The organism is Spirosoma arboris (assembly GCF_009754945.1).
In the GTDB taxonomy this organism is placed as follows: domain Bacteria; phylum Bacteroidota; class Bacteroidia; order Cytophagales; family Spirosomataceae; genus Spirosoma; species Spirosoma arboris.
The window spans coordinates 50,997-69,596 of sequence record NZ_WPIN01000012.1; the positions used below are offsets into that span (position 1 = coordinate 50,997).

Below are 18,600 nucleotides of genomic sequence, written 5' to 3' on the forward strand. Positions count from 1 at the left end.
TAGTCGTCAGGCAATAGTCAGGAGCGGCCAGGACTTGTTAAGGGAGTTCATTGCTGGGAACTACCGATTTATGACTATTTTTTTCGTCTGACTTCCGGTTTCGTTCTGGATTCTGAGCACATACAATCCAGCGGGCAAATTCGCCACAGTAATGGTCTCTTTACTACCGATAACCGCTTTCCTAACGATAGGTTGCCCGTTTGTGTTTAACAAAACAAGTTCGGTAGGTATCGTGGGAAGTTTTCCAAACGATACCGTCAGGCTGGTTTCGGTTGGATTCGGGAATACCGTAACCTCCGCCAAAATGGGTTCTGTTGCCGTAATTGTACCCATATCGAACCGACACAGGTAGACTTCAGTGCCAGTAAGCTCGATGGTCTGCTGCCAGGATTTATACCGAACTAGTACGCTGGTTTTCGCACCATCGGCCGCATACGGATTCTGGGCAGCAATCAGGATTTTGTTTCCGTTCACTACTCCCCGCCAAACAGGAAGCTGCTTATTCATAAGATCTCGTGCGGGTGTTTCGATCACTAATTCATACGTTCCCTGAAACATATCGGCGAATTGTGACAATCGATACAGCCCATGCGTAAAGTACTCGTAAGCGGCATAAGTATCCGTTCGCGTTTGCGTCAGCGTAGGGTTCTCCCAAAGCCATAAGCCAGCAGCTCCCGAAAAAAAAGGAAAAATAGCCGTTGCTTCAGCCATAAAGGGCTGGATAAAGTTTGGGTAACTACTCGAACTATCATGATACCGGAGCCAGACCCAGGGCACCACCGGTTTCGTGCTCCAGGCGCGGTTTACCTCGACCTGAAACAATAGATAGGCCAGGTAATCCTTTGCCAGCGGATTCGGATAATCATAATAGTAATAGTCTGAGGGCGACAGGGCATCCAACTGATCATAGTATGGCCCCCCAATCCCTTTCCCTAGCGAATCCTGAACGATATAATTTGTCCGGCTGAGGTTTGTTGTCCAGTCGGCCCAGGTAAAGGTTGGTACATTTAGATAGGTGTTCAGCACGGGCGTATCGGCATAGCTGCTTACACTAACACCCGTCAGGTCGGCATGCTGGCGAACGTAACGAAGACCTTCTGCGTAAAGGTTACGCATGGCTTTTTTATAGGCAGCCACAAAATCAGCGTCGGCTAGATTCCGGTACGTTTCGGGAACGCGGGTATCGGTTTTGATTTTCAAAATCCGGGTATCGGTTTCCTGGAATCGTTCAATATCCAGTGCCAGTCTATTTACCGGGAGACTATAAAGGCCAGCCGCATTTTTCTGTCCGCCCGCCAGCTCCGACAAAAAACGATCCCATTTGGCCTGATACGCGGTCAGGTCATTCGCCCAGGGACTTTCGATGGTTTCCCATGGCTGACTCAGTCCCGTTGCAAATCCGTAATACACCAATGCGCGTTGTTTCGCCTGAACGAGCGAGCCGTATTCGCTATCGTTAACATCGACCAAATGGCTAAACCCATGCCGCAACGGACTAGCCTGGGTATCGGTAAAGCGAGGACCGCCATAGATGACCGGAAACGGGAGTGTAAAATCGGGAAACTTACTCCACTCAATCTGATTGGGCTGGCTAACGGGTGTGAAGTTGAGTCGATCAGCGCACTGTTGAGCGCTGGCCAATGAGCCAAAACCCAGCCCAAATCCACTAAACCAGACAAACAAAATGCTAAATGAAACTCGCATTGCTTAAACTTTCGCCACAGTCAAGGAACCGAAACAGGGCGAAATATAACCTTTCGTTTACAAAGCCGGTTTGTCCAGTCGGAATTACTTTGTTTGCCACATCTCAACTACTTCATTGTTGCCGTTATACAGCCGACTGTTAACCAGGGCAAAATCCATGTTGCAATATGCAAAAAGAGCCTGCCCGTTCGGGTTAAACAAACAGACAGACGCTTTTCGCTCCGAGCGAAAGTCCTAGTTTCTTAAACCGGAACCTCGATTTTATAGGATTCCTCTTTCGGCGATCTGGCATCTACTGAAAACGGGCCTGCACCGTTCAGCGCTATAAACAGGCAGGTAATCAATAGCGAAAAATCGGTTCGAACCTCATGGAGAAAAGCCCAGATCCCGGCCTGGGGCGGTGAAGGTGGTAAGGGTAGCGGAGACGTACCGAGATAAAGAGCAATTTTTGTCGTCAGAATAGCGACAATCATCTCTCCGACAAAAATCAGGCTGACAAGCCGGCTTCGGTAACCAAGAATCAGTAAAATACCGCCCACAATCTCCAGCACCGCAATGAAGTGCGCCGTTTCGGCTGGATACGGAAAGCCTAATTTTGTAAATCGGCCTACGCCCTGGTTCGTATACACAAACTTCAGAATACCTTCCCACAGGAAAATAGAGCCACTCATCAGGCGAAGTAAAAGGGTAGCCGAGACGCCTTTGGCTGATCGGTCAAGTACCCAGGCAATTAGATTATTCATTGTTCTGACGTTTAAAATCTTCAGCAAAAGTGAGGCACAACCCCTAAAGTCGTTGTTAAAGACTTGCTAAACATGTTTAAAACATTGTTAAAAAAAGCCGTCGATTTTAAGACCCTGTGTACTTTCGGTGATGAAACGTACATCCTTACGCGGGTTAATGGTTTTAGCAACCGGCCTGGTTATCGGTATTCTGCTCACCCAGGTGCTGTTTTTAAAAAAGGCAGCTGATTTTGAAGAACGACTGACCGACCAAACCATCAAAACGGCGCTGATTCGGGTAAGACGATTGGTCATGAATACGGCCTTGCCCCAAAACGCAGGTGATTCAACCGGTATTCGTCAGCTTTCGCCCCCGTATTTTGTGGTTAATATTGATAGACAAGTCGATGAAGCCTTCCTGAAACAACAATTGGAACAGGAGTTATATCGTGTTCAGATTACGGACGACTTTCAATTCGCAATTTTTGACAAGGTCAACCAAAAGCTTGTTTTTGGTGAGTATGTGGCTCGGGATAAACCCGCTCGAAAAGCGTTACCGGTTAAAGGACTGCCAACATACGCGTCTAATGACTACTATTTTTGCGTGTATTTCCCGTTTAAAAACCACATTATTCTCCGCGAACTGAATGTCTGGATTCTCTTTAGCCTTTTAGTAGGTCTGGCGGTTATCGTTTTTGGATATGCTATTTTTATTATTCTCCGGCAGCGTCAGCTTGCTGAGATTCAAACGGATTTTATCAATTCGATGACGCATGAATTCCAAACCCCAATCGCTACGATTTCGATCTCAGCCGAAGCGTTAAAAACAAAGGGAATGGTGGTATCGCCGGAGCGAATCGATCACTATGCCAGTATTATCCATCAGGAATCCAAACGACTTGCCAATCAGGTAGAAACGATTTTACAGGTAGCCAGAACCGATCAGCAACACCTGCATCTTATTCGACAATCGGTACATCTTCAGGACTGTCTGTTGGCGATTATGCAGAAGGTACAACTCAATACGAAGACTGATCCGGCTGCGTTGACGCTTAGGGTCCCTACCGAACCCATTTACCTTTCCGTCGATCCGATCCATTTTTCGAACGCCATCTATAACGTATTGGACAATGCAATAAAATACTCCACAGAAATCATTGATGTAGTCATGACCGTTCAGCCGGACGAATCCTGGGTTATCATTGCCATTACGGACAAGGGAGTTGGTATTTCTAAGAAAAATGCGAAACGTATTTTTAAAAAGTTTTATCGTATTCCCACCCAGGGCCCTGATGCGCGTACGGGTTTCGGTATTGGATTACATTATGTTCAACAAATTGTAAAGGCGCACAACGGTAGCATTTTTGTAGAAAGTAAGCTGGGTGAGGGCACTACCTTTTCTATCCGTATCCCTAAATAAGTTAAGCTATGGGGCCTGCGAAGGTTATGTTAGTAGAAGATTATCCTAATTTAGGGTATGTCATTAAAGATTATTTAACGTTTAAAGGCTATAAGACCACCTTGTTTGAGGATGGAGAGCAGGCCTGGCGGGGCTTTACAGAGTCGCCCTTTGACATTTGCGTATTGGATATTATGCTCCCCAAAAAGAACGGCTTCGAACTACTAAAAGCGATACGCGGCTCGAATGCAGAGATACCGGTCATTTTTATTTCGGCCAGGGCACTAGATGAGGATAAAATCACGGGCTTACGGTTAGGGGCCGATGATTACATCGTCAAGCCGTTTAGTGTTGAAGAACTATATCTACGCATCGAAGTATTTTTAAACAGGCCAAAAAAAATGCAACCCGTAGAGACCGTCGTTCAGATAGGTGCCTATTGGTTCGATTACCCCAATCATCAACTGAACTCTGCCTCAGGTAGCATTCAAATAACGCACAAAGAAGCCCAGATTTTAAAACTGCTGTACACCCATCTTAACCAGACTGTTGAACGCGAAACCATTCTACAGTTGATCTGGGGTGATACAGATTATTTTATGGGCCGAAGTCTGGATGTCTATTTATCCCGTTTGCGAAAGTATATGCTGGATGATCCATCCGTGGAAATTGTGAATGTGTATGGGGTAGGGTTTAAATTAGCCATAAGAATAGCTTATCCATGAGAATCTTCCTTTTGTGCTGGGCAGTCGTTTTAACTTCCTTTCCAGTTTTCTCTCAACCCATTAAATCAAACGTCTACTCTGCGGCTCAGTCACCCATTTTCAACCAGTCGGGTTACGAGGAACGAACCTTACTAGAGGGAAGTACCCGAGATTTTTCCCACTTAATTGTCCAGGTCATAACGGTATTGGCCAATCAACCTGACCGGCTCACTCAACAGCTCGATGAAGAGGCTGTACTGATTATCAAAGCGGGTGAATTAACGCTGACACTTGGGGAGAAACGCAAAACCCTGAGGCCCGGTAGCGCCGTTATGATCATGCCTGGTGATGAGTACCAAATAGAAAATAAGGCTGCCCAGCCCCTAACCTATTACTTCATTCGATACACCTCCAACGAAGTGCCGGATCTGGATTTGTATCGACTAATGGGTAATTCGTTCTGGGTCGACTGGCGGGAGGTGCCTTCTGTTTCTGATAATCATAGGGAGAGCCGGCGGTTGTTGGCGCCAGCGACCATAATGAGTAGCCGGATTGTTATGCAAGTCACTAAACTCGACCCTGGCTCACGGAGCGATGCACCTCACTCCCACCGGGCAGCTGAACTCCTACTCATTCTGGGAAATCCGGTTCAGGTTAATCTTGATGGGACGTTGAAAGTGGCGAAGGCAGGTGATGTTGTCTTTGTGGAATCGGACGTGTATCACGCTATACAAAATAGCAATCAAGAAGGCAGTACCTACTTATCGTTTCAATTTTAGTCCTCAGAAATGGTCTGGCTAAATCGGGGCACGGCAAGTGCTTAAGAATTGCGGCTAGTTTCCCCCGTAATCACTCGTGTGATCGCGCCAGACTGAGTGCGGATGCACCGTCCCTGGAATATCGCGACTGGGTTGTCCCGAATACTCAATCCAGACACGCGGGCCGTCGATTCGTACGTAATCACCGGGTTGGCTCATGGTGCCACTTCCCGAAAATGCGACGTACGTATTGTCGAGATCGGTCGTGTAATTCGTCAGCACCGTGGCGACTGTAGCCGGGTCCAGATCGTTAACGTAGAGTTTGATGGCGTTCAGTACGAGTTTTTTCTGCGTAGCGCTCAAAGTACCCACTTTGATACCCTGTTTGGTGGTGGGGAATTGACCATCTGCGCCAGGCCCCAGCAATATATCGCGAAACGTAGCCGACAACTTGGCGGTAGTCTGCTCAGCATTAGTCAAGCTACCCAGCATGTCAGCAAAGGCCTGCCGCTCCTGTTCCATCGACTGATGAGTACGCCCATTAATCGTGACAGGTGCGATGGGTTCAACACCACGAAAAGAAGGAGTTAGGCCAATTGCTTTACCATCCTTGTACGTGTTCGCGACAGCGAAATGGTGCCCTCCAAACTGCAATTCCCATAGACCGGTCGCGCTAGGCGTACCCAGAAACGCCAGATAATAATTGCCCGCGTTGAAGGTGCTGGTTTTATTAATGAGCTTACCCAGGTATTCGTCGGCGGCCAGATTACCTTCCAGTTCATCGAATCCCTCATTGGGTACGTTCTGAGCCATTGCAGCTGCCAGCAGGGTTTTAGCCGCTTTGAGCTGGACTTCATTGAGCGATCCCAGCTGGATACCCACCCGCCGGGGACGTTCAGAAAATTCAGGAAAGTTCGACCACTTAGCCGCGTCGGTTTTCGAATAGGTTCGTTGCACCGTGGCTACCTGATCGGCAGAAAGCGTCGCTTTGAAGGCCTCCGCCAGACAAACTATTCGGGCCAGTCCTTTGGCAGATGAACAATCATCCTCTATCCTGGCTAGTGGTATGCCGGGAATAGGATTCGTTGAAAAAGCGTGATATTGACTTTGCAGGGTTACCGTTAAGGAAAGGGCAACCAATCCTGTGCTGTATAGAAGCGAGAGCGATTTCATGCGTTTAAGCTTATCTGGAAAATGAGATTTATTCTTTATTTACCTAGCCATTCCTTGAAATCAGCTAGTCGATCATTACTAACAAACACCTCCTGACGGGGTAATGGCTGCAAATCAAGTTTGAGTTTACTACCCGAATAGGTGTGAATCGTGCGAATGGCCTCCATCGAAACCAGAAAAGCCCGATTGACCCGAAAAAACTGACCAGGGTCAAGCATCGCAATTAATTTATCTAAACTGTATTCCAGGCTAATATGCTGCCCATCGTGGGTAGTGAGCCAGGTGGACTTTTCTTCGTAGTAAAAGTAGGCAATCTCCGATGTGTGGATACTGCGAATTTTGGTACCTATTGTCACCATGAACCGATTTTTATAGGGCGACGGTGACGTTTGCAGCGTTTTGAGAAGAGCGGTTAGATCAGGTTGGGTAACAGCGGTCGCCGACGCTCTCAGGCGTTTAAACTTATCCAGGGCAGCGCCCAGTTCATTGGCGTCAATGGGTTTTAGCAGGTAATCAATACTATTGGTTTTGAAGGCCTGAAGGGTATATTGATCATAGGCGGTCGTAAAAATGACTGGCAACGTCAAGCCCGCCCGTTCAATAAGTCGAAAGCCCGAATCATCTTCCAGATGAATATCCAGAAACAGCAGATCGGGCTGGGGCAAGCCCTGCTGAGCCCTGTCAGCAAACCAGGCAACTCCTTTGGCCACTGAAGTTAACACGGTTAATACTGTTATGGCTGGATCATAGGCCTTCAGCAATCCTTCCAGTCGCCGGGCCGTTAGTTTTTCGTCTTCAACAAGAACAACATTCATGATAGCAACGGTATTTTCACAACAAATTCACCATCCTGTTCACCCACCCAGACCGGCTTGGCAGACAGCAACTGATACCGACTCACGATATTCTGTAGCCCTACTCCGGTCGAGTCATCGGGGTGAGGGCGAGGCTGATACCGATTGGCCACCCGCAGATAGTCGTCCTCCCGACTGATGGTAACAACCAGAGGTTCCTCATCCGACATCTGGTTATGCTTGACGGCATTTTCAACCAGTAACTGAAGTGTCAACGGAGCAATTTGATAACGATCCCGGTCGGCTTCTGCTACATCGATACGTACCTGAAGTCGTTCATCAAAGCGAATCATCAGCAAAAAGGTATACGCTTGAATGAAATCCAGTTCTGTTCGTAGCGGTACGCGTTCATTGTCCCGCTGCTCCAGAATGTAGCGATAGGCTTTCGATAACTGATTGATGAACTCGATCGATAGTTTGGCATCATACTCCACCAGTGACGACAGAATGCTTAAACTATTAAACAAAAAATGGGGATTAACCTGATTGCGTAAGGCAGCAAACTGGGCCTGGGCAGCTTCTTTTTCCAGCCGTTCGGCCTTCACCAGCAGAGCCTGCATTTGTCGGCTTGATCGGCGATTAGCGGTAAGGTAATAAGCAGACAGCAGCGACATCACGACCAACCCATCATTCAACCGTTTGCGTTGCCCTCCACCCTCATTCGGATGCCGGCCATGTGCGAAGTTGGGCGCATGTTTTAATCGGGGAAATTCGTGCTCAATTCCCTGATCCATTCGCCGGTGGGCATGCCCGAATAGATTATTGAAGGTCAATGCGAATAAAGCCGCCACCAGCAACGCGATTAGTTGGGCGATTAATTTAACTTCACCTGGGCGCTGTCCAGTCAATTGCCGGGCAAATTGGCCAAGTAGTTTATCGACCAGACTTATCCATCCCCAGAAGAAGAAAAATGTCATCGTCATTTCGATGGCTAAAAACGGAAGCCTACTGGTCAGGTCCGACCCTTTCAGCGGAAATACATTTAAGTACACCCGGATTGGCATGTAAATCAGCAGTAAACCGGCGGCTAGTCCGGCCGTTTGAGTCCAGGAGAGCGAAGCGGGGTCAGGCTTTTTTGTCATCATAGGAAAGTTAGGCATCACCCAGGATATTCCATTCATCGGTACCAGCTACTAGTCCCAGCATTAAACCAATTACTTTTTTCATGGCTTGTTTACTTATTTATGATGTTTCACCGAATCGTCGATCTGGTGAAACAAAGTTGTCTTAGTAAGGTCGCTCAGAAAAAAGAATGGGTGTGAATGTCTGTTTTGTAGGGTCGAAGGTGGTCTTTTCCCCGGCAAATACGAAACATGAAGTAATGCTGAGAGATTTGTTTAGCTTATCCTTTTAGTCGGTACAAATAGCGCCGGTCCTCCCCTTTGCCTGGAAAACTTTAGTATTTCTTTAGAATCTCCCTATTGATTTGATCAAAAAACAACACTATGAAAAAGATCATGTTAGCCGGTGTAGCCGCTCTTCTGGCCGGAGGACTGTACGCCCAAACCCTAAAGGAATCAGCCGTACCAGCGGTGGTAAAAAGTTCCTTCACGAAGATGTTTCCCAATGCTAAGTCCGTCAAATGGTCGAAGGAAAGCGCGACTGAATTTGAAGCCGAATTCAAAAACGGATCATTGACCCAAGCCGCCAATTTCGATGCTTCAGGAAGTTGGGTAGTCACGGAAACGGAAATTAAAAAGGCAGACTTGCCAGGCCCAGTAGCTAAAGCGATCGCCAAGGATTTTGCTGGCTATAAGACGGGGGAGAGTGAAAAGGTCGAAAAGCCAAATAAGCCCATGTATTTCGAAGTGAAAGTAGAAAAAGGCGAAGTGGGTTATGTTTTAGAGATTTCTCCAGAAGGGAAAATCCTTAAGAAGGAGAAAGATGTATAAGAGAAAGACGAAAAAGAAGGCAAGAAGAATTAAACGTGTCAATCTCCTCACTCCTTAACAAATCCGCCCAACCAGATCTGGTTGGGCGGATTTGTTAAGGAGTGACTTATACACTGTCTATGAGATACAATTCGTAAAAATTTCGGGTCGCTTGACAGTAGTCAATTCGTTTTCTTGCTATAGCGCAATTTTTGTTCGTCTGCACTCTAGTAATTTTGAGTCCCCTAAAACAAGCAAACATGGAAGTATCCGCAAAACTTTTGGAAGACAGCCTACTCGTCATTTGGAATGACAGGAATCCAGAAAGCAGATTGAAAGCAATGAATGAGATTTATGCACCTGACATTCTCTTTTATGAATCCAATGAAGGCCAGGCAATTACTGGCTATCTTGCTATAAATGAGCTGATTTCAGGATTGCAATCCCAATGGCCATCCGAGTTCAAATTTGAACTCACCGGCCCGGCAAAAGTTAACCACCAGATTCAGCACATCGCCTGGAGGCTTGGTATTCCCGGCCAGGCGCAGGCAGCCTCTGGAATGGATGTGGCCATTATTGACAATCACAAAATAAAGTCGCTTCATTTATTTCTGGATGCCCCGGAGAACGGCTAGATTGAAGAGACCATTGCAGTTGACAGAAGCCATCAGAGCTTATGGAAAGATAGCCAGTTCAATCAATCATTTTGCCGATCTGACTGATTCATTAACGATTTGTTTGCTAACTTTTTTTGGCTTTGTGGCAAAAAAAGGTGTCTATTGCACCACTAGTAGGGTGTTACAAACGAGGCATCGTTACTCATAAGTTGGCGATTAAGCGTTCTGGCTGATCATCACAAAGAGCCCTAGTACACCCGACTATTTTTTCAATCCTCACAATCAATACACAACGACATGAGCACGATTCGAGTAAAGGACGGAACCGAGATTTATTACAAAGACTGGGGAACAGGACAACCGATTGTTTTCCACCACGGCTGGCCGTTATCCGGCGATGACTGGGACGCCCAGATGATGTTTTTTCTCAACAAAGGCTTTCGCGTAATTGCTCATGACCGTCGTGGGCATGGACGATCATCTCAAACGGCTGATGGTCATGATATGGACACTTATGCTGCCGATGTGGCCGAGTTGACAGCCTTTCTTGATTTAAAAGATGCGATACATGTCGGCCATTCAACTGGAGGTGGCGAAGTGATTCGTTATGTAGCCAAACATGGACAAGGTCGGGTTGCGAAAGCCGTGCTGATTAGCGCTGTGACGCCCATTATGGTAAAGACTGATGCAAATCCGGATGGTATCCCCATGTCGATATTTGATGAAATTCGCGAAGGTACGGCAACTCACCGACCCCAGTATTTTCAGGATTTTACTCTGCCATTTTATGGCTATAACCGAGAGGGAGCCAACGTTTCGCAAGGCATTCGGGATAACTGGTGGCGCCAGGGCATGATGGGGGGAATCAAAGCCCATTATGATTGTATCAAGGCTTTTTCGGAAACTGATTTTACCGAAGACCTTAAGAGTGTGGATGTGCCTGTGCTGGTCATGCATGGTGAGGATGATCAGATCGTTCCTTTCCCTCTGACAGGAGTCAAAGCCGCTAAGCTGTTAAAACATGGAAGCCTGATTTCGTATCCAGGGTTTCCGCATGGTATGCCAACGACCGAAGCCGCTACGATTAATGCCGATCTGTTGACATTTATTCAGTCGTGATGAGATCAAGGTATAGCTCATTCTGAAAACGAAAAGCGACCATTAATTTGGTCGCTTTTCGTTTAATCGGTGAACGTGTTAAGGGCAAACGTGGATTAATAGAGTCCACAAAATCTACACAGTATTCCCTATTAATTTTTCAAATGCATGAGCTTTTGAATATCCAGCAATGTAATCTGGGTGCCAGTAATGTCAATTAGGCCCTCATTTCGAAAATCACTCAAGGTTCGAATGACCGCTTCAGTAGAAGCCCCTACTAGCTGCGACCAGTTCTCCCTCGATAAGCTCATAGGCAATGAACTAGCAGGAGCAGGCACGTCAGGTAAACCCGCGGGCATCGCATAGAATTTACGCTGAACAAGTAATAATGCTTCAGCGACTCGTTTTCGTACCGTCTGATAGGCCAGTTTGAGCAATCGTTCCTGAGCTTCGGTTACGTTCAGGGCCAACGAGCGCACAAACAGGTTAGCCACATCCTGGCTATTATATAGAAGTGTGAGAAAATCATCTTTGGGTATACTGCATACTTCCGCATCGGTTAATAATTCAGCCGATTCATAATACGTACTACCTCTTAACAAAGCCAGATAGCCCACAAAATCACCATCGCCAACCAAACGAGTGATGAATGTATTGCCAGCTTCATCCCTGTCAATTAGTTTCACCTGGCCATGACGGATAAAATATAAGAAATTCGGGACGCTACCCGCCTGAAAGAGGATCTGTTTCTTTTTGAGCTGACTGGTTGGGTACGTTTCACAAAGTCGCTGGCTGGCCTGGTAGCCATGCGTGAGTGCTTGTCGTAGTGTATCAAACCCCTTGAGTCGCGATTCATTTTTTTCTTTACTGAGCCGTAAAGCGACTACATTGAGCAGCACTACATTTTCAAACGGTTTAATCAAATAATCGTCGGCTCCTAAGTCCATACCCTGCCGAAAATCTGTCACTTCGGCTTTAGCCGATAGAAAGATAAATGGAATACCAGCCATAGCAGGATCTTTACTTAGAATATGACGTACCCCGTAGCCGTCTAATTCGGGCATCATAATATCGCACAGGATCAAATCAGGACGGAATTGTCTGGCGAATTCAATACCCTGTTTCCCATTACTCGCTGAGACAACTGTGTACTGGGCTAATTTGAGAATTTCGGTAATATTCTCCCGCATTTCCAGCGTATCGTCAATAACCAGTATAGTTTTCATGCGGGTAACGACGGTAAGGGTACCTGAACGGTAAAGGTGGTTCCTAATCCCAGCTCACTATGAAACGTAATTGTGCCGCCCAATAGATCGACAGACCGCTTCACGATGTAAAGACCCAGGCCCGTTCCGGAAACGTGGCTGACATTGCGGGCCCGGAAGAAATTGGTAAACAAGTTAGCCTGATCAGGTTCAGGAATACCTATACCCCAATCCCTGACGGAAAGTACCAATTGGTTGCTCTGAACAGCTATCGTCAGCAAAATATCTTTCTCTTCCGAAGAGTATTTACTGGCATTGGACAACAGATTAATAAGTATATTCTTAATCATATAGCCATCGATCGTAATTGTTTCAGGGCCTTCCAGGTATTGATAGATAATGCGCTGTCCAGGTTTGAGGAAGCTCTGCATCTCCTCAATCAGTTCCTCGCAAAAATCGACCAGAACGAGCAACTGCGCTTTATTTGCCCACTTTTTCTGTTCTAACTGGGTAATTAACAGGAAGTCATCCAGTATACGTGTCAGTCGCTGAATAGCTGACTGAATGCGCTGGACATGCCGCTTGCGGTTATCGCCATCATCGACACCACTATACTCATCGATCAGGGTTGCTGAGGAGAGAATAGTAGCCATTGGGGTACGAAATTCATGGGAAGCCATCGTCACGAAATTCGACTTTAGTTCATTTAACTTCCGCTCCTGAATCAGTAGCTGCTCAGTCTGTTGCCGAATCTGAGTTCGTTTGGTTGCATCAACCGCTGTAACAATAATGCGTTCCACCCGTCCATCTATTTCGGGAAAAGGCTCATAAGTAAACTCAAAATAAACCGTTTCCAGCTGTCCATGCCGTTTTAATGTAACGGGTAACTCTGTTCCCACAAAGGGTTGACCCGTACGCAGCACCTCGGTTAAAAGTTCTTCAAATCCTTGGCCTTGCGCTTCGGGTAGGGCTTCAAATATGGGAATGCCCAGCAGTTGCTCTTCGGTACGGTCCCACAACGCACACATAATCGGATTCGTCAACTCAACCACGAATGTCGGCCCTCTAAAAATGCAGATAGCCGTTGGAGCATGGTGGAAAATCCGCTCCAGATAAGCCGCGCTGGACTCCACCCGATGCCGGGCAATTACCTGTTCAGTTACCTCCACAAGCACCACCGTAATACCCGTAATCAGGCCATCTACTTCCCTAAGAGGAACAAAGCTGGCATTGATATAGCCTCTTTGGAGTAGCCCATCGCGTAGCAAAGTAGTGGGCAATTCGTTTCCGACAAATGGAACTCCTGTTTGCAGGACACCCAGAAGTAATTCTTCAAAACCCTGTCCGGCGGCTTCGACAAGTACCTCAAAAGCAGGTTTGCCCAGCATTTGCTCCTGCGTACGACCTATAATCAGGCACATTTGCTGATTAATTAGTTCGGTGATGAACTCAGGGCCACGCATCACCGAAATGGCTACTGGTGTGTCATCCAACAGGCGTTGAAACCTATGTTCAATTTGTTCAAGCTGCGATTGAGTGCCTTGCTCCCAGGTCACCTGCTGGGTAGTGCCTTTAAATTGACTGAGTTCGCCTACTTCATTAAAAAAAGCCTTACCTGTGGATTGTAACCAACGCAGCTGTCCATCATGGCCCCCAATAACACGGTAGGATAATTCAACTTGCTCCCCGGAACGGGCCGTTACTATCCATTGGATAATCCGGCTAATACGAATCACATCATCAGGATGAATAAGTGGAAGAATTTGCTGATATGTAAATTCTTGACCATTAACCACCCCGTAAAGTTTTTTACATCCGTCATCCCAATCAACCAACCTAGTACGCATATCTACGGTCCAGTGGCCTACCTGGCTAGATTCAGATGCTAATTGAGCCTGCTTTAGATAGGCTTGATAGCTTTCCCCCTGTCTAAGTATCTCCTGACAGATAAATAGTACACCCGCAACCAGACCAGCCTCATTCCAGACCGGGCTATATTCAGCAGCCCAGGGTACCTTACTGATGGCACTACCCCGAACTGTAGAAATCAACTCCGCATCGCTCTGGTTTGCCTGGCCTTCAACAAACGCCTGAGTAATATGGTGGGCAATGCTGGGCCACTGATTAGCCCAGCAAGCTTCCCCTCGCTGGCCAAGTGCAGTGGGATGTTTGCCCTGGTTACTTAGGAAGTGACGAAAGGCATCATTGTAAAATTGAAGCCGATCTTCACCCCACCATAGGAACATGGGGAAACTCGAATGCAACATCGTGCCCAGGATCGTGCATAAACTATTGGACCACTTAGTCATTGGTCCAATAGAGGTAGTTCCCCAGTCAAATTGCTGGATTAAGTACCCCATCTCCCCGCTTCCCCTTAAAAATGAAAACGTTAACTGGTTTGGATCAGATTTCATGGATAGAAGTGAAAACGCAGCGCATAAACTTAATCTTATCAAGATGCTACAGTCAAATTTATGACTTTAATCAATCTTTTATATGATTAAAATCATAACAATGTACAAATTTTGTGACCATTTCCATTACACATAGAACTTGATGATTCTATATTTGACAATAAGCTACTTAATAGATTGCATCAAGATTATGAGGCCATTTTCCTCGACTCAAACGTATATGAAAGTCCCGCCAGCCCAAAAAGAACCTCCGCTATGCTCTGGAATAATGCCTGACACGGTGTTTAAGAATTGGATGATAGCCGTCGCATTATTGCTTCAAAACTACAGGCAACTACGCAATTTGCAGGCTAGATATTACCTGGAATTACACTTGCCGATGGCTCATTCGGCTGGGATTGGTCAGTGCTCTCTTCGAGAATTGCAACGGTTGATTAACCTATTTGAGAGCGAAATTGAAGCACTTCTAAAAGACATGAATAAGTCAGGCAAGCAAAGGCCTCTGACTCTTTCTGAGAGTCATAATCAGGTAATCGCCCATACACAGCGCCTGCATCAATTAAATTATCAAGCCCAGCTTCGACTTCAGGTAGCAGACCAATCCGCTTCTTAACAAGCTTTCATCTGCAATAAAAGCACAGACGCTACCACCAGGCCAGGTATCGAATCCATTTTGCCATTGCCCATAAACTCAACAACCCATTGGCCTTGCGAGGTATAGAAGCCACTAGGGTTTGTTATGATCTCCCCTTCAATAATACAACCATGAGCGACAAAGAGTTACTAGCTTTTTCAAAGGCCTATCACAAGCTGATCACACGGGGCATGGGCCCTGGGTTTACCATCCAGGCTGAGGGTCTGGGACTTTTTATTTTAGACCAGCGGGCTGGGTATACGAGGCCGACTAAGTTTCCTAAGGTAAAAAATCTGTTAATCAGCGCCCTATCCCAGCTTCTGCGTACTACCCACTACAAGGCGTTCCAGTTGCAAATGGCAGCCTGGCAGCAAACCATACTCAGCGCTTCGTCTAGTAAGGAGCTTGGCCAATTTTGCGTTCACCTGGCTGAGCTACTGTTTCCGCCGGGTGAAGAAGAGTCCATTTTTACAGGGGAAAAGGGACTTCAATAAAGGGGACGCCTACTTCTTGAGAATCTATTATTCACACTAAACAGACGATCTTATGAACAATGATGATTTACAGCGCTATGCTGGGGCCTTTGAACTTCTTATTAATAAAGGGTTGGGGGCAAAGACCACCCAACCCGCAGGCAGCTTTGAGCGGGTCGTCCAGATCCGAGAAGGCCTGATTCCAGGCACCAAAACACTGACTTCAATTAAAAGCCTGCTAGCCAAGGCATTAATCCGGTTAACCCGCTCGACGGAGTTTAATCACCTGTATTCGAACCTGACGGACTGGCAACAACAGCTTACAGTCATCCGTACCCCCACTGAGCTTGGCCGGTTTTGTGAATACCTGACAGGGGAGTTTTTTCCTAATAGTGATAAGCAGAACGCATGAAAATTTAATCGTGTTTGTCAATTCTCTTCATCACCACTCGCCGATTTGCCTTTCTTCACTTTGGCTCCATTCAGGTTGCCAATTTTATAGCTGAATGTCAGGCGGATACTGGAGTTGTAGATATACTGACGGAAATCCTGGTTGAACTGGGCCGAGTTCAGCACCGATGTAAAGCCCATACCATTGGTCAGAAAATTCTCGGCGGCAAGTCCCAGGCTGCCCCGTTTGTTGGTGAATGATTTGCGGGCACCTAACGAATATTGAGCAAAGCCAATTCGATACCCTTGCAACGCGATGTCTTTACCCCGATAGCCGATGTTAGCCTGAATGGCCCAACCTTTGTCGAATTGTATCTGGCTATCGAATCGGCCACCCCACCGAACACCCGTGTTACTGAGTGGAATGGATAGCCCCGATACATCCAGAGCCAACCCACTGATATAGCGGTACATAATGTCGATGTTCGTATTGACGCTCCATCGAGGGGTAATATTTACCGTAGCGAACAGATTAGTGCCGTAGTTGTATTCCTTACCAATGTTTGATCGGCGGCTAACGACCGCACCGATCAGCGTGTCGGACCGTTGACTAATCGACTGGATATCATCCCGATTGAGTCGCGTGTAAAGTGTCAGGTTCAGGTACGTTTTTTTGACGTAGGTACTATAGCCAAATTCAATCCGGTCGGTTATTTCTGGTTTTAAATAAGGGTTACCGATGGAAATATTGTACGGATTGGCTGCGTTGAAATTGGGGTTCAAATCCTGAACGTTCGGGCGCTGAATCCGGCGGTTGTAGGCCAGTTTAATCGTAGTCGACTCGTTAAGCTTTTTCGATAGATTGATACTGGGCACCAGTTTTCCGTAGTTCGGAATGGAAATCGGCCCCTGGTTTCCTGTCGATGACCCTCCAGTCTGAGCCTGAATGCTGGTGTATTCGTAACGCGTTCCTGCCTTGATCGTGATCTTATTATGCGTCGTTAGTGTATACGACAGATACGCTGCCCCAATGTTCTGGTCATACAACAGGGAACCATCTGGGCGCTGGTTATCAACCGAATACTCAGAGGTTGGGCCCGCTAGTAAGTACTGATACTGGCTGTTCACCCGCCGATAGGTCTCCTTGGCCCCAAATTCCAGTTGTTGGGTTTGGCTGATAGGCGTCTGGTAATCCACTTGCAAAACGAATTCCTGACTGGTATTGAAATTCAGATTCCGTTGCCGAGTGGTCAGGACACCCAGCGTATCCAGATTATTGGCGTCGAAATTATTGGTCAGGTGATTCTGACTGTACTGGGTCGAAATGCTTAATTCACGATTAGGTTTGTCGCCTGTGCCGGGATAGGTATGCAGGTAGTCGATGTTCATATCCACTGAATTCGATAAATCCTGGCTATTCACATCCCGTCGCGACGGTGCGCCTACGATATTTCCATTCAATAAACTGGTCGCCAAGTGCTGGTCTCGATTTAAGTTGCGGAGTCCAAACCGGACACCTCCCGTTAGCGATTGATTTTTTGCGATATCATAGTCCAGCCCCAGCGCATACTGTCCAAACAGACCCTTATCAAAACCATCCGAATGCTGGCGAGTTCGAACGGGCGCAATGGATTCACCCAGAAACGTCGTCTGATTCAAATCTGAACCCGATGGATTGTAAACTCCCCGACCATTGCCGTTCAGACTAACACCCAGTTTCCCTTTTCGGAAACTACCATTCAGCCCCAGCGTGGAGGTTCGATTACCGACACCACCATCCACATCCAGATGCAACCCCTGCAATGTATTTTTCTTGGTGATGATGTTGATAATACCGCCCGAACCTTCGGCATCATATTTTGCCGAAGGGCTCGTAATAACCTCTACCGTTTTAATTAAATCGGCGGGAATCTGCCGCAAAGCATCGGCCAGGTTTCCTGCCAGAATCGATGAGGGTTTGTTATTGATCAACACCCGTACATTGGAACTGCCCTGCAACGACACATTCCCGGTCAAATCGACTGATAGCATCGGCACTTTTTTAAGAATATCCGTCGCGTCTCCTCCTTTAGCCGCCAGATCGACATCGGCATTATACACCAGCCGATCAACCTTATCTTCTACGAGCGCTTTCGTTCCAGCCACGGTTACCTCGTTGAGTGTGCGGGTGCTGGCACTGAGCCGGATAACACCCAGATCCTTAACCTGACCTTTGCCAATTACCACGTTGTCAATTGGTTTGGCGTTGTAGCCCAGAAAAGAGATGAGCAGTTTATAAGTACCGGGCGCTACTTTGGTGAGTGTAAATTTACCTTTGTCATCGGCGACAGTGCCGTCAACCAGTTTATCGGTAGCCGTATTATAAACAGCGATGTTGGCATATTCAACCGCTTTAGTCAAGGTTGAATCGACCACATAGCCCGAAATTTTTGCATTTCCTTTTGACAATGGTTCCCCAACGGTTGCAGGTGCTAGTTGACTAGGTTGACCAGAAGGCGACTGTATAGGCGCTCCGGTGGGTGTTTGAGCCAGCGCAATACTCGTAGTCAGCAAAAAGAGAAATCCCGTAATTTTAAAAGACATA

17 protein-coding genes are annotated in these 18,600 nt (G+C 46.9%); 9 read left to right on the forward strand and 8 right to left on the reverse strand.

The window, feature by feature from the left end; all coding sequences use genetic code 11:
- Positions 1-60: 60 nt before the first annotated feature.
- Together GO755_RS26735 and GO755_RS26740 are read right to left on the reverse strand one after the other, a co-directional pair.
- A complete protein-coding gene (locus tag GO755_RS26735; protein ID WP_157588379.1) occupies positions 61-1,704 on the reverse strand; it encodes a T9SS type A sorting domain-containing protein in 1,644 nt (547 codons plus the stop codon).
- A 242-nt stretch (positions 1,705-1,946) separates the two neighbouring features.
- A complete protein-coding gene (locus tag GO755_RS26740) occupies positions 1,947-2,447 on the reverse strand; it encodes a DoxX family protein (protein WP_157588380.1) in 501 nt (166 codons plus the stop codon).
- A gap of 130 nt (positions 2,448-2,577) precedes the next feature.
- On the opposite strand from GO755_RS26740, the gene GO755_RS26745 reads away from it, so the two are divergent.
- The 3 genes from GO755_RS26745 to GO755_RS26755 are packed head-to-tail and all read left to right on the forward strand — an operon-like array spanning position 2,578 to position 5,308.
- Entirely contained in the window at positions 2,578-3,846 is a 1,269-nt protein-coding gene (locus tag GO755_RS26745) for a sensor histidine kinase (protein WP_157588381.1), read from the forward strand.
- An 8-nt stretch (positions 3,847-3,854) separates the two neighbouring features.
- Positions 3,855-4,550 (forward strand): response regulator transcription factor, encoded by a 696-nt coding sequence (locus GO755_RS26750; protein ID WP_157588382.1) that lies wholly within the window; start codon positions 3,855-3,857, stop codon positions 4,548-4,550.
- On the forward strand, positions 4,547-5,308 hold the full coding sequence (locus tag GO755_RS26755; RefSeq protein WP_157588383.1) for a cupin domain-containing protein: 762 nt from the start codon (positions 4,547-4,549) through the stop codon (positions 5,306-5,308). Before GO755_RS26750 ends, GO755_RS26755 begins: the two co-directional genes overlap by 4 nt.
- Before the next feature lie 54 nt (positions 5,309-5,362).
- Here the strand turns inward: GO755_RS26755 and GO755_RS26760 are convergent, their stop codons facing one another.
- Genes GO755_RS26760 through GO755_RS26770 form a run of 3 tightly spaced genes read right to left on the reverse strand, consistent with a single transcriptional unit; the run spans position 5,363 to position 8,399 of the window.
- Entirely contained in the window at positions 5,363-6,460 is a 1,098-nt protein-coding gene (locus GO755_RS26760; RefSeq protein ID WP_157588384.1) for a DUF3500 domain-containing protein, read from the reverse strand.
- Positions 6,461-6,495: 35 nt separating this feature from the next.
- A complete protein-coding gene (locus tag GO755_RS26765; RefSeq protein ID WP_157588385.1) occupies positions 6,496-7,275 on the reverse strand; it encodes a LytR/AlgR family response regulator transcription factor in 780 nt (259 codons plus the stop codon).
- Positions 7,272-8,399: a sensor histidine kinase gene (locus GO755_RS26770; RefSeq protein WP_227687096.1), complete on the reverse strand. Its 1,128-nt coding sequence runs from the start codon at positions 8,397-8,399 to the stop codon at positions 7,272-7,274. The genes GO755_RS26765 and GO755_RS26770 overlap by 4 nt, the downstream gene beginning before the upstream one ends.
- Positions 8,400-8,759: 360 nt before the next feature.
- Here GO755_RS26770 and GO755_RS26775 point away from each other — a divergent pair, with 360 nt between their 5' ends.
- The 3 genes from GO755_RS26775 to GO755_RS26785 all read left to right on the forward strand — a co-directional run bounded on the left by GO755_RS26775 (position 8,760) and on the right by GO755_RS26785 (position 10,921).
- The gene (locus GO755_RS26775) at positions 8,760-9,206 is read left to right on the forward strand and encodes a PepSY-like domain-containing protein (RefSeq protein WP_157588386.1); all 447 of its coding nucleotides are present in this window, start codon (positions 8,760-8,762) and stop codon (positions 9,204-9,206) included.
- A gap of 239 nt (positions 9,207-9,445) precedes the next feature.
- Complete coding sequence (locus GO755_RS26780; protein WP_157588387.1) at positions 9,446-9,820, forward strand: hypothetical protein; 375 nt, start codon at positions 9,446-9,448, stop codon at positions 9,818-9,820.
- A 279-nt stretch (positions 9,821-10,099) separates the two neighbouring features.
- Positions 10,100-10,921, forward strand: coding sequence for an alpha/beta fold hydrolase (locus GO755_RS26785; protein ID WP_157588388.1), 822 nt, complete (start codon positions 10,100-10,102; stop codon positions 10,919-10,921).
- A 131-nt stretch (positions 10,922-11,052) separates the two neighbouring features.
- Here GO755_RS26785 and GO755_RS26790 read toward each other — a convergent pair whose 3' ends face one another.
- Both GO755_RS26790 and GO755_RS26795 read right to left on the reverse strand, forming a co-directional pair.
- Positions 11,053-12,126 (reverse strand): response regulator, encoded by a 1,074-nt coding sequence (locus tag GO755_RS26790; protein ID WP_157588389.1) that lies wholly within the window; start codon positions 12,124-12,126, stop codon positions 11,053-11,055.
- Positions 12,123-14,414: a PAS domain-containing protein gene (locus GO755_RS26795; RefSeq protein ID WP_198174940.1), complete on the reverse strand. Its 2,292-nt coding sequence runs from the start codon at positions 14,412-14,414 to the stop codon at positions 12,123-12,125. Before GO755_RS26795 ends, GO755_RS26790 begins: the two co-directional genes overlap by 4 nt.
- 325 nt (positions 14,415-14,739) lie before the next feature.
- Here GO755_RS26795 and GO755_RS26800 point away from each other — a divergent pair, with 325 nt between their 5' ends.
- The 3 genes from GO755_RS26800 (at position 14,740) to GO755_RS26810 (ending at position 16,038) form a co-directional block, all read left to right on the forward strand.
- Entirely contained in the window at positions 14,740-15,132 is a 393-nt protein-coding gene (locus GO755_RS26800) for a hypothetical protein (protein ID WP_157588391.1), read from the forward strand.
- Positions 15,133-15,284: 152 nt separating this feature from the next.
- Entirely contained in the window at positions 15,285-15,647 is a 363-nt protein-coding gene (locus GO755_RS26805; protein WP_157588392.1) for a hypothetical protein, read from the forward strand.
- 52 nt (positions 15,648-15,699) lie between these two features.
- Positions 15,700-16,038 carry a hypothetical protein gene (locus tag GO755_RS26810; protein ID WP_157588393.1) on the forward strand — a complete coding sequence of 113 codons (339 nt, stop codon included), beginning with the start codon at positions 15,700-15,702 and terminating at the stop codon, positions 16,036-16,038.
- Positions 16,039-16,055: 17 nt separating this feature from the next.
- On the opposite strand, the gene GO755_RS26815 is transcribed toward GO755_RS26810, so the two are convergent.
- The gene (locus tag GO755_RS26815; protein ID WP_157588394.1) at positions 16,056-18,599 is read right to left on the reverse strand and encodes a TonB-dependent receptor domain-containing protein; all 2,544 of its coding nucleotides are present in this window, start codon (positions 18,597-18,599) and stop codon (positions 16,056-16,058) included.
- Between the last annotated feature and the right edge of the window lies 1 nt (position 18,600).